Raw genomic sequence first — 15,193 nt, 5'->3', positions numbered from 1 at the left:
CCCGCGCCGCCCGGACCGAAAACCGCCGAACCTGGCGGACCGGGCGCCCGTGCCACGGTTCCGGGGATTCGGGCACCCGTTTCGGGCCGAGATGTCGTGCATTTCTTCCTGCGCCGCATCACCGCCGGTGAGGGCCGGGGAAGCCGCGCCGGGCGCGGGCCAGCAGCGCGACGGCGTCGGCGATCGCGCCCGGGGAGCAGGCCGCGTACCCCAGCACCAGGCCGGGCGGGCCGGGGAGCCGGCGGTGCCAGGAGAGCGGCTGGGTCTTCACCCCTTCGGCCAGCGCCGCCGCGGCCAGCGCGGTGTCGTCGAAGTCCCCGCCGAAGGTGACGGTCAGGTGCAGGCCCGCGGCGGCGCCGTGCACCCGGGCGTCGGGCAGCCCGGCGGCGAGCGCGCCGATCATCGCGTCCCTCCTGCGGCGGTGCCGCCGGCGCAGGAAGCGCAGGTGCCGCTCCATGTCGCCGGAGTCCATCAGCCGGGCCAGGACCAGCTGCGGGAGGACGGCGTTGCCGAGGTCGTCGTCGCGCTTGGCGGCGGCGAGCGGGCCGCGCAGCTCCGGCGGCGGCACGATCCAGCCGGTGCGCAGCGCGGGCGCCAGCAGTTTGGAGACGCTGCCCAGGTAGCAGACCCGGTCCGGGAGGAGCGAGCGGAAGGCGGCCACCGGCGGGCGGTCGTAGCGGTGCTCGGCGTCGTAGTCGTCCTCAACGACCAGGCCGCCGGCGCGCGCCCACTCGGCCAGTTCGCGGCGGCGCTCCCCGCCGAGGACGACCCCGGTGGGGAACTGGTGGGCGGGGGTGAGCACGACCGCGCGGGCGCCGGTGGCGCGCAGCTCGCCGACCCGGATGCCGTGCTCGTCGACCGGGACCGGCGGGGTGGCGGCGCCGCGGCCGGCCAGGTGCCGGCGGACCCCCATCGACCCGGGCTCCTCCACCGCGACGGCGCCGATGCCCCGCTCCGCCAGGACCGGGACCAGCATGGACAGCGCCTGGGAGACGCCGGCCACGATGACCACCTCGCCGGGGTCGGCGCGGATGCCGCGGTTGCGGGCGAGCCAGCCGGCGACCGCGCGGCGCAGCGCGGGCGCGCCGGCGGGGTCGCCGTAGCCCAGGTCGGCGGCGGAGAGGCCGTCCAGCACCGCCCGCTCGGCGCGGAGCCACGCCGCGCGGGGGAACGCCGAGAGCGACGGCACGCCGGGGGTCAGGTCGTACCGGGCGGGGGCGGCGCGCAGCTCCGCGAAGACGTCCGCCCCGGGAGCGGCGGAGAACGGCCCGCCGGGGGTGGGTGCGGCGGACAGCGCGGAGGCCCGGGTCGGCGGCTCGTCGGACGACTCGGAAGAGGAGGGTTCGGAAACAGCGGGCTCGGAGACCGGGGCGAACAGCGCGGCGGAGGACGGGGGGACCAGGGCCGGGGCGGCGGTGACCACGGTGCCGTTCCGGCCCCGCCCGCTGATCTGGCCGCCCTCGCTGAGCCGCCGGTAGGCCTCGGTGACGACGCCGCGGGAGACGCCGAGCTCGGCGGCGAGCGTCCGGGTGGGCGGAAGCCGCGAGCCGGTGGGCAGCCGGCCGTCGGCGATGGCCGCGCGCAGCCGCCCGGCCAGCCATCCGGCCAGGCCGCCGCGGGGCGCCTCCGCCGTGTCCAACTGGAGGAAGTCGGCGCCCGAACCGGCCGGGCGGGCGCCGGCCCGCTCCTCTTCCCCGTCCTTCGACCGCTCCACGGGCCCACGGTAACGACACCGCCGGCCGGAGTGCCGACGGGGAGCGCCGCGGTGCCCCTACTCGGCCACCTTCGTCCGGGAGGACCACTCGTAGACCGGGAGCCGGCCCTCCGGGGTCTCCCGCTGCCTCGGCGTCGCGGTGAAGTGCTCGTATCCGCCCTGGAAGGGGATCTTGATCTCGCCCTCCGAAGGCCTGACGGGAACGACCCGCTCGCGCAGGTCCCCCGGTCCGCCTTCGAGGAACGCCTTCGCGCCATCGTCCATGCCCCGAGTATCCCACCCGCCCTCCCACCCCACGGGGAGCGACGCGGCCCCACCCGGAACCGGCTCCCTCCCGGCCCCGGCACCGATCCGCTCTCCCCTCTTCGACCGGGCGCGGCAAATCGCGGAGCGGAGGTTCAGACAGGCGGCGACGGCGGAAGAGGGCGGGCGGCCGGGCGTCTCAGCCGGGCGCGGCGCCTCACGGGGTGAAGGCTCAAGCAGCGGCGACGGAGGAGGCAGGGCCGGGCGGGCCGGGGCCCGGGTCTCACCCGGGTGCGGGCCCCACGGGGTGAAGGTTCAGGCGAGCGGGCGCCGTGTTCGCCTGCCGGGCCGGTCTGCGGTGATGGCGGGGTGAAGGCGGGCCGGGGGAGGGCCTGGGCCTGCAGGCAGGAGGAATACCTCATATGTCGGGTTTCTGGTGGCGAGTGGGCGGGATGGGGCGGCCCTGCGCACCTCCGCGTGGCCCCGGGCTACGCCTACGCGCGAGTAGCAAGCCCCAGGGGCCGCCCCACCCCCTCTTCGGTCACGCAGAGTGGCGAAATCGGGGCTTCGAGGAGAGGGAGGGGCGGCGGACCGCCCCTCCGCCGCCCTCTTACGGGTTCCGGCACCCGCTTTCCCGCCTTCCGGGCGCTCCGAACCTGCCGATCGGCCCCGAAAGAACGCCCTTCGGGCACGCAAGGGTCCGATCCGGGCCGGGATGCGCACCCCGGCGCCATCGGGGCGACGCGCAGGTGCGCAGGGCGCTCCCTCTCCCCCTTCACTGTTCGTGTTCACCCAGGTCACGGGGTTTCAGCGATCGCGGCCGTCCCTGCCCGGCGCCCCCGGAGGACGGGGCGGCGACGCGGGCGCGGCGTTCCCGCCCCCTTCCGGCCGGCCCCACCGCCCCGCCGCACACGACCGCCGCCCCGGACCCGCTCCCGCCCTCGCCGCCCGCCTGAACCCCCGCCCCGTGAGGCGCCACACCCGGGTGACTCCCGCACCCCGCCCCTCCTCCGCCGTCGCCGCCCGTCTGGACCTCAGCCCCGTGGGACGCCCCCCCTTTGGACCACTCCTCTGCACCGGTTTTGGATCTGTTCGGGGGGCCATCGGCAGCGGAAGGCTGGGCAGGAGAGCGGGGGCCGTGCCTTGCCGTGTCGTGCCGCCGCCCCTTCAGACCAGGTCCGGAAGCGGAAGGCCGCCATGAGCATCGAGTTCCTGCTGACGTCGCTCATCGTCGTCGCCACCCCCGGCACCGGCGCGCTGTTCACCATGGCGGCCGGGCTCGCGCGGGGCGCGCGGGCGAGCGCCGTCGCCGCGCTGGCCTGCACCATCGGCACGCTGCCGCACGCGGCGGCGGCGCTGACCGGGCTGGCGGCGCTGCTGCACACCAGCGCCCTGGCGTTCCAGGTGCTCAAGTACCTGGGTGTGGCCTACCTGCTGTACATGGCCTGGGCCATGCTGCGCGACCGGGGCGCGCTCGCCGTCCCGGAGGACCCCCGGGACGAGCACCGCCCGGTCGGGCGGGTGATCGCCTCCGGCGTCCTGGTCAACCTGCTCAACCCGAAGCTGACCATCTTCTTCTTCGCGTTCCTGCCGCAGTTCGCCGACCCGGCCGCGCCCGACGCGCTGGGCCGGATGGCGGCACTGAGCGGCGTCTTCACCGGGCTGACCCTGCTGGTCTTCCTCGGCTACGGGGTGTTCGCCGCCGCCGTCCGCTCCTTCATCGCCGCCCGGCCGCGTGCCCTGGCCTGGATCCGCCGCTCCTTCGCGGGGGCCTTCGCCGCCCTCGGCGTCCAGCTCGCACTCGCCTCCCGCTGACCCGCACCCACCTCGCACACGACCGAAGGGAACCAGGAGACCCGCATGCACTTCCGGCACTCCGACGACGTCTGGGCGGCCTTCCCCGAGCTCGCCGCAGGCGTGCTCACCGCCGGCGCCCCCGCCGCCCCGGTCGACGGCCGGCTCGCCGCACTGCACACCGAGGCACTGCACACCGAGGCGAAGGCCCGGCTGGCCGACGCCCCGCTCAGCGCCCTGCCCGAGATCGGCGCCTGGCGCCGCGCGTTCACCCGGATGGGCCTGAAGCCGACGCAGTACCGGTGCGCCTCGGAGTCGCTGCTCCGCCGGTTCGCCAAGGAGGGGACGCTGCCCGGGATCCACCCGCTGGTCGACCTCTGCAACGCGGTGTCGATGGCCTACGCGATCCCGGTCGCCGCCCTCGACCTGGACCGGATCGACGGCGACCTGGAGGTCCGCCCGGCCGGCGGCGGAGAGGTGTACGTGCCGCTGTCCGGCGGCTCCGAGCACCCCGCCCCGGGCGAGATCGTCTTCGCCGACACCGGCGGCAACGCGCACGCCCGGCGCTGGACCAACCGGCAGAGCGGCCTGTCCGCGATCCGCCCCGGCACCGGGCGGGCGCTGATCGTCGCCGAGGCGATGCACGACGGCGCCGCCGCCGACGTCGGCGCCCTGCTCCGCAGGCTGGCCGCGGACCTGGACGCGCTCGGCGCCGCCCCGTCCCGCCCGGCCCTGCTCACCCGCGACGCCCCCGGCTTCACCTGCTGAGCCCGGCGCCCTCGGCCCGCGCCCGCCGAACCCCGTACGACGGGCGCGGGCCGCGCCGGACGGCCGGAGCCGCCCGGCGCGGACGCGGGCGCTAAACGGCCCGGACCGAGCTCACGATGCCGCCGACGAAATCGTTCAGATCACGCGGGACGCCATAGGCGCTGGCACCGAAGATCGGGCCGATCGTGCTCGGCGGAGTCGGGGTGTAGTTGTATCCGGCCCACCCCTCGATCCGCCGACCGGAGCGGTTCCACAGCGAGTGGACGTCGTTGTCCAGCCCCTGCAGGCGCAGGTCCGACGACCCGTACTTGAAGATCCCGATCTTTCCGCTTCCGCCGTAGCCGGAGAAGAGGCAGAAGTACCCGTGCGGGCACCGGTCGTACCCGGTGGCCGCCTGTGCCGGCGCCGCCACGGCGGTCCCGGCGAACAGCATCGCCCCTGCGGCCGCGATCGCGACCGCCCCCTTTTTCAGAATGGACACGTCCACCCCCGTCTTCTCGGTTGCTGCGGAGGTGCGATCGAATCAGAGAACGCACGTTCTCACCAGTCCGCCCCGGCACGGCGGAGCACCATCGATCCCACGGAACGGAACCGGCCCGCTGCCCGTCCGAGTCCCAGGCCGGAGTATCCCCGCGAGCGCCCCGGAAGCGCCCGGGCCGCTGAAGTGCCGCTACGCCGTCCGCCCCGCGCGGATCCGGGCCGCTCCTCCCGCCGGGCCGCCCCGCGGCCGCTGTCCGGAAGAGGCCGCCGACAGCGCCCTGCGAGGGGGCGGGAGCCGGTGCGGGGAACGGCTCCCCGCCGCCCTTCCCCGTGTCCGCTCTCCCCGCTCAGAGCACCAGGGCCAGGGTGACCCCGAGCGGCAGCGAGAAGAGCAGCACCAGCATCGCGACGACCGCCGACGGCGACCCGAACCCGAACGCGGCGTCCCCGGGCCGGGTCTCGGCCCGCCAGCCCGCCGCCTCCACGGCGCCGGCGACCCGCGACTCCAGCTCCTCGGCGCCGACCGGACCGCCCCGGCCCGGCTCCCACCCGGCCCGCACCGGCCGCCCGTCCACCTCGGTGCCGGACGTCAGCACCGCCCGGCCCTTCCGCTCGTCCAGCACCACGTCCACCGAGGCGGCCGCGGCGCCCCGCCCGGCGCCGGCCGCCCCGTGCACCCGGGCACCGGCCGCGGTCTCCTCCACCTGGTACGGCGTCCCCCGCACCGCCCCGCGGACCCGCCCGAGCAGCCGAGCGCGATCGTCCATCCCGATTCCCCTCCCCGCGGCGGCCGCCTCCGGCCGCACGCCGTCCCGTTCGTCCCCGATGGGTGGTACTCCCGTAGGATCCCCTCCGTCAACCCTCCTGCACGCCCCGCAGCGGGCCGCCCCGCAGGACGGCACACCCCCGAGACCCCCCGAGAGGAGCGCCGGTGGCCACGCGTACCGTGCACCGCCCCGCGCGGACGGTGCATCCGCCCGCGCCGCAGGACACGCGCGAGGTCGAGGCGCCGCCGACGCTTCCCGACGGCAACTCCCAGCAGAGCCCGCTGATGGCGGTGCTGCCGATGGTCGGCATGATGGCGTCGCTGACCATCATGATGGTGGTGCGCAACCCGGCGTTCATCGTGTTCGGCGCGGTCATCCTGGTGGTGGCGGTCTTCGCGGCGCTGGGCATGTTCTTCTCCCGGCGCGGGCAGGCCGCACGGCAGCGGCGCAACCAGCGCGAGCTCTACCTCGAATACCTCGAAGAGCTCCGGGACGACCTCGGCCGGGCCGAGCAGGAGGCCCGCGCCCGCGCCCGGCTGCTCGCCCCGCCGCCCGAGGCGCTCTACGACATCGTCCGCGACCCGGCCCGGCTGTGGGAGCGGCGCCGGCGCGACCGGGACTTCCTGCAGGTGCGGGCGGGGACCGGGGAGGTCGCGGCGCGGCCGCTGGCCCTGGCCGACCAGGGCAGCGCGCTCACCCCCACCGACCCGTTCATGGCCTCCGAGGCGAACGCGGTGATCCACCGGTTCTCCACCGCACCGGAGATGCCGCTGACCGTCCCGCTGGACCGGGTCGGCGACGTCAGCCTGGTCGGGGCCCGCCCGGACGTGCTCCGCCTGGTCCGGGCGCTGCTCGCGCAGGCCGCGGTGTTCCACGCCCCGGAGGACCTGGCGGTGGCGGTCGCGCACCCGGCCGAGCACGCCGGCGACTGGTCCTGGCTGAAGTGGCTGCCGCACACCGCCGACGCCGACGCGCGCGGCGGCGGCCGCCGGCTGATCGCCCCCGCCCCCGCCGAGCTGGGCGCCCTGCTCGCCGACGAGCTGCGCTCCCGCACCGACCTGGCCGGGGAGATCCGGCGCGGGATGGGCCGCCGCGAGGCCTACGCCGGCATGCGCAGGCTGCTGATCGTGCACGACACGCACGGGGAGACCGCCGCCGACCTGGTGCGGCCGGACGACGCCGTCGCCCCCGGCGCGCTCGGCGCGACCGTGCTGCACCTGGTCGAGCGGCAGGTGGACGAGCCCGGCGAGGTGTCGGTGCGGATCACCGTGGACGGGGACCGGGCCGTCGTGCAGGACCTGCGCGGCGAGGAGGAGCAGACCTCCGCCGGCACCGTGGACGACGTCACCCCCGCCCTGCTCACCGGGCTGGTGCGGATGGCGGCGCCGCTCCGGCTCTCCGCGGAGGCCGCCGAGGAGTCCGCCGCCGAGGCCGGCGCCGCCGACTTCGCCGCCTCCCTGGGCATCGCCGACCCGGGCGCGCTGGACGTGCCCCGGCTGTGGGCGTCGCGCAGCGAGCGGGCGTTCCTGCGGGTCCCGATCGGCACCGACGACACCGGGCAGCCGCTGGTCCTCGACCTCAAGGAGGCCGCCCAGCTCGGCATGGGCCCGCACGGGCTGTGCGTGGGCGCCACCGGCTCCGGCAAGAGCGAGCTGCTGCGCACCCTGGTGCTGTCGCTGGCCGCCACGCACTCGCCCGACGACCTGTCCATGGTGCTGGCCGACTACAAGGGCGGCGCCACCTTCGCGCCCTTCGCCGGGCTGCCGCACGTCGCCGGCCTGATCACCAACCTGGAGGACGACGCCGCGCTGATCGAGCGCGCCTACGCCAGCCTCTCCGGGGAGGTCCAGCGCCGCCAGCAGGTCCTCAAGGACGCCGGGAACGTCGCCTCCATCGGCGACTACGCCCACCTGCGGCGGAAGAACCCGGACCTGGCGCCGCTGCCGCACCTGCTGGTGATCATCGACGAGTTCGGTGAGCTGCTGACCGCCCGGCCGGACTTCATCGACCTGTTCCTGTCCATCGGGCGGATCGGCCGCAGCATCGGCGTGCACCTGCTGCTGTCCAGCCAGCGGATCGAGGGCGGCAAGCTGCGCGGCCTGGACACCTACCTCTCCTACCGGCTGGGCCTGCGCACCTTCTCCGAGGAGGAGAGCCGCACCGTGCTCGACTCCCCGGACGCCTTCCACCTCCCGGCGCTGCCCGGGTTCGGGTACCTGAAGGTGGACACCACCGTCTACCGGCGGTTCAAGGCCGGGTACGTGTCCGGCCCGTTCCGCGGCGCCCTCGCCGCCGAGGAGGAGCGCGACGCCGCGCCCCGGCCCCGCGAGTTCACCTCGTTCGACCGGCCGGAGAGCGACCGGGACGCCCCCGCCGCCGAGGAGCCGGCCATGCCGGAGCGGTCCACCGGCCCCAGCCTGCTGGAGGTCATGGTGGACCAGCTGTCCGGGCACGGCACCCGGGCGCGCGGGGTGTGGCTGCCGCCGCTGCCCGCGGCGGCCCCGCTGGACGAGGCCGTCGGCGAGCCGGCCGCGGGCCCCGGCGGCCTGCGGCTGCCCGGCGACCGCGCGCCGATGCGGGTGCCCATCGGCGTGCTGGACGACCCGGCCAAGCAGTGGCAGGGCGTGTGGGAGCTGGACCTGACCGCCTCCGGCGGGCACGCCGCCCTCATCGGCGGCCCGCAGACCGGGAAGACCACCCTGCTGCGCACCCTGGTGCTGTCGCTGGCGCTGACGCACACCCCGGAGCAGGTCGCGGTGTACGGGCTGGACCTGGTCGGCGGCGGCCTGCAGGCGCTGACCGAGCTGCCGCACGTCGGCGGGGTGGCCGGCCGGCTGGACCGGGAGCGGGTCCGGCGCACCGTGGAGGAGGTCCGCGGCATGCTGGAGCACCGCGCGGAGGTGTTCCGCGAGTACGGCATCGACTCGGTGGACCGGCTGCGCCGGATGCACGCCCGCGGCGAGGTGCCCGAGCTGCCCACCGCCGACGTGGTCCTGGTGGTGGACGGGTTCGGCGCGATCCGCAAGGACTTCGAGGAGATCGACGAGCTGGTCACCGACGTGCTGCAGCGCGGCGGCGGGTACGGGGTGCACGTGGTCGCGGCCATGCTGCGCTGGAACGACGTGCGGATGGCGACCCAGTCCACCTTCGGGCAGAAGGTGGAGCTGAGGCTGAACGACCCGGCCGACTCCACCGTGGACCGCAAGCTCGCGGGCACCTTCCCGCCGGACGTACCGGGGCGGGCGCTGACCGGCGACGAGCTGTTCGGGCAGATCGCGCTGCCCCGGATCGACGGCCTGCACGACGCCTCCGACCTGGGCGAGGCGGTGGAGAAGGCGGCCCGGGAGACCGCCGGGGCCTGGGGCGGGGCGCGGGTCCCCCGGGTCCGGGTGCTGCCCCGGGCGCTCCACCCGCGCTTCCTTCCGGGGCCGGACGCCGAACCGGCCGGGGTGCCGCTGGGCGTGGACGAGAAGGCGCTCGCCCCGGTGGTGCTGGACCTGTTCGACCGGGACCAGAACCTGCTGGTGCTGGGCGACGGCGAGTGCGGCAAGACCAACCTGCTGCGGCTGCTCGCCACCGGGCTGACCGCCCGGTACGCGCCGGAGGAGGTGGTCTTCGCGGTGATGGACCCGCGGCGCACCCTCAAGGACGCGATCCCCGAGCCGTACCTGGGCGGCTACGCCGGCAGCGCCCGGCTCTGCGCCGGCCTGGCCGCCGGCGTGGCCAAGGAGCTGGAGGAGCGGAACCCCGACGGCTCCGGCGACCGCCCGTCCGGCCCGCGCATCGTGGTGCTGGCCGACGACTACGACCTGCTCACCACCGCCGGGCAGAAGCCGCTGGCCCCGTTCGTCCCGTTCGCCGCGGCCGGCCGCGACATCGGCCTGCACTTCGTGCTGGCCCGCCGGGTCGCGGGCGCCTCCCGCGGCATGTACGACCCGCTGGTGCAGGCGGTCCGCGAGTCCGGCTCCGCCGCCCTGCTGATGTCCGGCGACCGCGGCGAGGGGCAGATCCTCCCCCGGCTCTACGCCGACGCCCAGCCCCCGGGCCGCGGCCGCTGGGTCCGCCGCGGCTCCTCCCCGGTGCTGGTGCAGACCGCCCTGCTCGACCCGCAGAAGGAGGCCGACCGGTAGCCGCGTCGGCGCTCCGCGCACATCCCCGTCCTGCTCATCTCCTTGGAAAGGCACCGTCTTGTCCTACGGCCTCATGCCCTACGCCGTCGATCTCGCCGAGCTGCGGTCGGTGATCGGCTCCAGCAGCGAGCAGGCCCTGAACAGCCTGCTCCGCTCCGACTGGGCCGACAGCCTGGACCGGCTCGACCGGACGGGCGGCCCGACGGCCCGAGAGGCCGTACGTCACCTGCTCCTCGGCGAGGAGTACGACAAGGGCTCCGGGGCGCTCTACGCCTACTGCCTCAAAACGATCCTGGAGGCCCACCCGTGCGCCTCGTTCTTGTTCAACGGCGAGTGGAGCCCGGTCCGCTATGACTGGTTCGAGGAGGTGGAGGCCGAACTGAAGAAGGCCGGCGTCTCCTTCGACCCCGCCTCTCTCACATACGAGGGCCAGGTGGTCCCGCTGCCTCCCATCGACGACTTCCCGCAGATCGGCTGCGTCGAGGCGGACCGGGCCGCCGAGCTGGCGGCCGAGTTCGACGCGATGGACGAGGACCGGATCGACCCGCAGGCCCTGGACGGCGTCCGGGAGCTGCGCGGCTGGTTCCGCGAATGCGCCCGCACCGGGCGCGGCCTGGTCACCTACTACCACTAGGGAGCCGGGCGGAGGCCCTCTCAGGTACCGCGGGGACGCGGGCGGCCCGCTGCCCGCGTACCCAGGGGCCGATAAACCTATTACGAAATCCCGATCGTAATATGACATACTCCCCCGGCCCGACTTTTCGTCGTCTCCGGCAAGGGGAACCGCATGTCCACCAAGAGAAGGATCGCCGCCCGCCTCGGAGTGGTCGCGCTCACCGCGACCCTGACCATCGCGCCCGCCACCGCCGCGTACGCCGGGACGGACGAGCGCATCACGGTCGCCGGGGGCGAGGTGAGCTTCACCCACCAGGGCGACTACATCGACTCCTACGACCTGGAGAAGGACGGCTACTGCCTGACGGCCGAGCTCAAGGTCAACGAGTTCCACCAGTGGAGCACCACGTCCTGCGGGTACAACACGCGCACACATAAGAGCCTGAAGCGGATCAACGAGGGCACCCCGGTGTACCTCAGGGCGTGCTACACCAACATGCGCAGCGACGGGTCGTACACCAGGGCGAAGTGCAGCGGCTGGCAGGGCGCGCACGCCTGACGCCCGGCCCTCCCCCGGGCGGGTCCGGTTCGCGCCACCCTGGAACCGTCGGGGCGGCGGGGGCGTCTGGGCCACCGTGGGCCCGGCGCGCCTCGCCGCCCCTCTCCTGTCCCGACTCCCCTTCCGGAGGAACCACGTGCGGATCGCGAAAGCGGCGGCGGCCGGCCTCGTGCTGCTCTCCGTCGGCGGCTGCGCCACCCTCACCAGCGCCTACCCCGTCTTCGGCCCCGAGGCCGACGCCCCCGACCCGGCGGTGCTGAAGGAGGCGCTCGCCGATTCGGCGCACTGTTCCGAATCCGCGGTCGAGGACGACGGCGGCCTGCCGGAGGGCGCCATCGACGTGCGGTGCAGCGATCTGCTCTCTTCCGGGGCCTCGGACATCGCCGGGGACCGGGCCGGGGTCGACATGTACCTCAAGGACGCGGAGCAGTACGGCACCATCGACGAGCTGGCCTATGAGGCCTACTCCCCCCAGACCCCGGTGAACGACGGCTGGGAGGAGCACCGGGCCGTCCGGATCGGTCCCCGCGACGCCCTGCAGACCTGCGACGGCTTCAGCACCTGCGTCACCCTGGTCCAGTTCGAGGCCTACTCGCTGGTCGTCGAGGCCGAGACCGAAGAGGACGCCGAGTACTCGGACGCGGACCTGCGGGCCCTGTCAGAGGAGGTCGCGACCGCCCTGACCGAGGGGTGGGACGCGGCATGACGGGCCTGCCCCGGTCGGCCTCCGGTAACAGGATTCCCCTGCGTACGGCCGCCCCGCCCGGCTAGCCTGGCGGACGCCGGTCTCCCCGCCGCCCGCCGGAGGTGATGACGTGTACGCCCGGCCCGGCCCCGGTGTGCCCGCCCCCGAACTGCTCCGGCCTCCCGTCGAGGGCCACACCTCCGAGGACCTGGACCGGCTGCCCGGTCTGCCCTCGCACACCGAGCTGATCGACGGCGGCCTGGTGGTGCCCGCCCTGCAGACGGCCTTCCACGCTCTGATGGGCGATGTGCTGGTGGCGGGCCTGCGCCGTACCGTGCCAGAGGCGCTGAAGGTGCGCCGGGAGATGACGGTGACCCTCGGACCCCGGCAGCGGCCGGAGCCCGATGTCCTCGTGGTCGAGGCCTCCGCGGAGGCCGATCCCGGCTGGTCGGAGACCACCTACCCGCCCGAGGCGGTGCACCTGGTGGTCGAGGTGGTCTCCACCGAGTCCGAGGAGCGTGACCGCAAGCGCAAGCCCCTGCTCTACGCCGAGGCCGGGATCGCACACTTCTGGCGGGTCGAGAAGGGGGACGGCGGCCCCGTCGTCTACACCTACGAGATCGATCCGGCGACCAGGGCCTACTTCCTCACCGGTATCCACCACTCGCACCTCGCCGCTTCCGCCCCGTTCCCGGTGGACATCGACCTGACCGAGGTCGACCGGCTCTGAGCCCGGACCCTGGGGCGGCCGGCCACCGCCCCGGGGTTCCTCGGCTTCATCGTCGCCGGTCAGCCCTCCAGGACGAAGTGGTTGTAGGTGCGGTTCCAGCCCTGCTTGAGGCCGTATTCGTAGGAGTCCACCTCGACCTCCATCGTCTCGATGAAGATCTTGGCCGCGTACCGGTAGTCGGCGGGGAGCCGGCCGATCGCCTCGCCGTACGCCTTGACCAGCGGCTCCGCCTTGGAGGAGTGCAGGTATCCGAGCACCGGCCCGTCCGGAGTGTGCGGGATGCGGGCCTCCAGCGGCGGCCCGGTGAACAGGAAGGACGTCGGGCACAGCTCGTCCGGCACGCCGAGCTTCCTCAGTTCGGCGCCCATCTGCGAGAAGAACCGCGCGGACCTGCTCCACGCCCCCAGGTCGTACACGTCGGAGAAGAAGGGCGCGACCAGGCAGTCGAAGGCGTAGGTGTAGGAGGTGCCCTTGTCCTCCTCCCGCTCGTCGCCGGTCACCAGGTGCTCCAGCGCGGCACCGACCGAGAGCCCGAGGTCGATGCCCTGGTGGTCGAGCCGGGCATCGACCTCGGCGGCGGCCCGCTCCGAGTAGGCGAGCCTCCGCCGCTGCTCGTCGTCGAGGGGAGCGGGTCCGAGCATCGCCAGGACGTCGTCCATATCGCCGTTGGTCATCCGCAGCACGCTGCTCATGGGGCTTTCCTCTCTCCGTGGTGGGAGTTGCCCTTTTTGATACCGACGAGGTCTGACAGCCGACCTGAAAACCCAGGTCACAGAGGAGGGCCCGCCCCGGACGGAATCCGGGACGGGCCCTCTCGCACGGCCGGAGCCCTACAGCCGCCCGGCCCGCGCGGCGCCGAGGAAGGCGTCCCACTCGGAGGCGGGGAAGGCGAGGTGACCGGCGTCGGCGTGCTTGGAATCCCGGATCGCGGCGGCCCGGGGAAGGCTGGCCACCTCGACGCAGTCCTGCGAGTTACCGGAGCTGTAGCTGCTCTTGCGGTAGTCGGTGGGGACGTGCGCAACCTCCACACAGTCCTGACCGGCACCGCTGTAGCTACTCTTCCGGAACCTCACGGCTGTCACTGCTCGCTTTCCAAGGATGAGGCGATCTGCTTGATGAACTCGACGGACTGCTTGACCGTCAGGGAAGCGTTGTGGGCCTCTCGCCACATCGCTTCGTAGCGGCGAAGCTCTGTCTCCTCTTCAACGAACAGGATAGAAGTCGGGTTCTCAGTATGAGCCAGCGAGGGGTCCGACGGGTCGGGGAAGTCCATGATGGTGAAACTGCCGAGGCTGGCCGCGTGCATCCCTGCACTGAAGGGCAGGACGTGCAGGGCGATGTGGGGCCTGGTGGTCATGTAAGCGAGGTGTTCGAGCTGCTCTTTCATGACCGTGGCAGAGCCGGCCTGCCGCCGCAGTGCCGCTTCGTCGAGGATGACGGTGTAGTCAGGCGGGTAAGCATGAGTGAGGATCTTCTGTCGCTCCACGCGAGCGTCTACATGCCGCGCGACCTCTTCAGCGACAAACGCGTTGGTTCCCGTGAACACGGCCTCGATGTAGTCCGAAGTCTGCAGCAGACCGGGGACGACTTGCGCCTGGAAGGTTCGGATGCAAGATGCTTCCGCCTCGAAGTCGGGAAGGGCCTTCCCTCCGAAGACATCCTTGTATTTTGACCACCACCCCCTCTCAGAAGAGTCCTTAGCCAACTGGTGCAAGGCCAGTCGGGTTGAGTTGTCGATCTCGTAGAGAACGGCAAGGGAGTCGAGATCAGACAGACGAACTCGCTTCAGCTCAGCGGTTTCGATCTTGCCCAGCGTCGCTCGGGCTATCCCTGCTTGTTTGGCAGCGGCGTCGAGAGTCAGACGAGCTTCGTCCCGAAGCTGCCGCAGCACTCGTGCAAGGCGGCGGCGCCTGACCGTTGGGCTAAGGGTTCGCGACATGGGGCAAAGCTATCGAAAAATCTAGAGATTCTCCAGAATGCTTGACCCTGGAGAATCTCTAGTTACTCTAAGAGTGTAGTCGGTGACCATGACATCACTCGAACACCTGACGGTCACGCTACTCGGGCATCCGCTGCCCTACCTGCTGTTCGAACGAGCCCGCGCGGATGCCTCCCCGATCCTGTCCACTGCTCTCGCAGGAGGAGTGTGCCCGCATGCCCGTCCTCGCCCCCGTGCCGCCGCTGCCCGAGGTCACCGTCTCGCTCGACGCGCTGATCCCGCCGCTGTACCGGCACTACTTCAACCGCCGCCCCGACCGCCCCTACTACTCCGCCCGCCGCTACGACTTCCCCGGCCTGCCCGGCTTCCTCCCGCTCGCCCGCGCCTTCCTCGACACCTGCGCCGCCGAGCACGACGCCCACTTCCGCTACCTCTTCACCCTGCTCGGCTCCGAACTGGCCACCAACGCCATCGCGCACTCCCGCTCCGGGCGCCCCGGCGGCCGCTACACCCTCCTCGTCCACCGGCGCCGCGCCGGCCTGATGCTCACCTGCCGCGACAGCGGCGCCGCCGAGCCCGCCGACGAGGGCCCGCTCACCCCCGGCCGCCTGCACCCCGACTCCACCCACGGGCGCGGGCTGGCCATGGTCGACGCCCTGTCCACCGCCTGGGGACAGCACGGCGGGTCCGGCCACCGGAACGTCTGGCTCCACCTCGACCACGACCTGGACGGCACCGCCTGGGACGCCGCCTGACCCGCAGACCGGGC

At 73.8% G+C, this 15,193-nt stretch carries 15 protein-coding genes; 8 read left to right on the top strand and 7 right to left on the bottom strand.

Annotated features, from left to right (window positions below):
• Positions 1 to 118: 118 nt before the first annotated feature.
• Complete coding sequence (gene pdxR / locus J0910_RS05145; protein WP_420157363.1) at positions 119 to 1,714, bottom strand: MocR-like pyridoxine biosynthesis transcription factor PdxR; 1,596 nt, start codon at positions 1,712 to 1,714, stop codon at positions 119 to 121.
• A gap of 57 nt (positions 1,715 to 1,771) precedes the next feature.
• The gene (locus J0910_RS05140) at positions 1,772 to 1,978 is read right to left on the bottom strand and encodes a DUF5988 family protein (RefSeq protein ID WP_420157362.1); all 207 of its coding nucleotides are present in this window, start codon (positions 1,976 to 1,978) and stop codon (positions 1,772 to 1,774) included.
• A 1,176-nt stretch (positions 1,979 to 3,154) separates the two neighbouring features.
• Here J0910_RS05140 and J0910_RS05135 point away from each other — a divergent pair.
• Both J0910_RS05135 and J0910_RS05130 read left to right on the top strand, forming a co-directional pair.
• Entirely contained in the window at positions 3,155 to 3,772 is a 618-nt protein-coding gene (locus tag J0910_RS05135) for a LysE family translocator (RefSeq protein ID WP_420157361.1), read from the top strand.
• A 45-nt stretch (positions 3,773 to 3,817) separates the two neighbouring features.
• Entirely contained in the window at positions 3,818 to 4,519 is a 702-nt protein-coding gene (locus J0910_RS05130) for a B3/B4 domain-containing protein (protein ID WP_420157360.1), read from the top strand.
• A gap of 91 nt (positions 4,520 to 4,610) precedes the next feature.
• Here J0910_RS05130 and J0910_RS05125 read toward each other — a convergent pair whose 3' ends face one another.
• Positions 4,611 to 5,006 (bottom strand): peptidase inhibitor family I36 protein, encoded by a 396-nt coding sequence (locus tag J0910_RS05125; RefSeq protein WP_420157359.1) that lies wholly within the window; start codon positions 5,004 to 5,006, stop codon positions 4,611 to 4,613.
• A gap of 340 nt (positions 5,007 to 5,346) precedes the next feature.
• On the bottom strand, positions 5,347 to 5,766 hold the full coding sequence (locus J0910_RS05120) for a hypothetical protein (protein ID WP_420157358.1): 420 nt from the start codon (positions 5,764 to 5,766) through the stop codon (positions 5,347 to 5,349).
• 164 nt (positions 5,767 to 5,930) lie between these two features.
• Between J0910_RS05120 and eccCa the strand changes: the two genes are divergently transcribed.
• From eccCa to J0910_RS05095, 5 genes are all read left to right on the top strand, one after another.
• A complete protein-coding gene (gene eccCa, locus J0910_RS05115) occupies positions 5,931 to 9,896 on the top strand; it encodes a type VII secretion protein EccCa (RefSeq protein WP_420157357.1) in 3,966 nt (1,321 codons plus the stop codon).
• 58 nt (positions 9,897 to 9,954) lie between these two features.
• Positions 9,955 to 10,530 (top strand): DUF7691 family protein, encoded by a 576-nt coding sequence (locus J0910_RS05110; RefSeq protein WP_420157356.1) that lies wholly within the window; start codon positions 9,955 to 9,957, stop codon positions 10,528 to 10,530.
• A gap of 153 nt (positions 10,531 to 10,683) precedes the next feature.
• Positions 10,684 to 11,070 (top strand): hypothetical protein, encoded by a 387-nt coding sequence (locus J0910_RS05105; protein WP_420157355.1) that lies wholly within the window; start codon positions 10,684 to 10,686, stop codon positions 11,068 to 11,070.
• 136 nt (positions 11,071 to 11,206) lie between these two features.
• Positions 11,207 to 11,776: a hypothetical protein gene (locus J0910_RS05100; RefSeq protein WP_420157354.1), complete on the top strand. Its 570-nt coding sequence runs from the start codon at positions 11,207 to 11,209 to the stop codon at positions 11,774 to 11,776.
• 109 nt (positions 11,777 to 11,885) lie between these two features.
• Positions 11,886 to 12,485: a Uma2 family endonuclease gene (locus J0910_RS05095; protein WP_420157353.1), complete on the top strand. Its 600-nt coding sequence runs from the start codon at positions 11,886 to 11,888 to the stop codon at positions 12,483 to 12,485.
• 59 nt (positions 12,486 to 12,544) lie between these two features.
• On the opposite strand, the gene J0910_RS05090 is transcribed toward J0910_RS05095, so the two are convergent.
• The 3 genes from J0910_RS05090 to J0910_RS05080 form a co-directional block, all read right to left on the bottom strand.
• On the bottom strand, positions 12,545 to 13,177 hold the full coding sequence (locus J0910_RS05090; protein ID WP_420157352.1) for a DUF7691 family protein: 633 nt from the start codon (positions 13,175 to 13,177) through the stop codon (positions 12,545 to 12,547).
• A 138-nt stretch (positions 13,178 to 13,315) separates the two neighbouring features.
• The gene (locus tag J0910_RS05085; RefSeq protein WP_420157351.1) at positions 13,316 to 13,567 is read right to left on the bottom strand and encodes a DUF397 domain-containing protein; all 252 of its coding nucleotides are present in this window, start codon (positions 13,565 to 13,567) and stop codon (positions 13,316 to 13,318) included.
• A complete protein-coding gene (locus tag J0910_RS05080; RefSeq protein ID WP_420157350.1) occupies positions 13,564 to 14,424 on the bottom strand; it encodes a helix-turn-helix domain-containing protein in 861 nt (286 codons plus the stop codon). Before J0910_RS05080 ends, J0910_RS05085 begins: the two co-directional genes overlap by 4 nt.
• 215 nt (positions 14,425 to 14,639) lie before the next feature.
• Between J0910_RS05080 and J0910_RS05075 the strand changes: the two genes are divergently transcribed.
• Positions 14,640 to 15,179 carry an ATP-binding protein gene (locus J0910_RS05075; protein ID WP_420157349.1) on the top strand — a complete coding sequence of 180 codons (540 nt, stop codon included), beginning with the start codon at positions 14,640 to 14,642 and terminating at the stop codon, positions 15,177 to 15,179.
• Positions 15,180 to 15,193 lie beyond the last annotated feature (14 nt).

This window comes from Nocardiopsis oceanisediminis (genome assembly GCF_048595525.1).
In the GTDB taxonomy this organism is placed as follows: Bacteria; Actinomycetota; Actinomycetes; order Streptosporangiales; family Streptosporangiaceae; genus Nocardiopsis_A; species Nocardiopsis_A oceanisediminis.
Note: the sequence above shows the minus strand (reverse complement) of the source record. Positions and strands in the feature narration are given on the sequence as shown.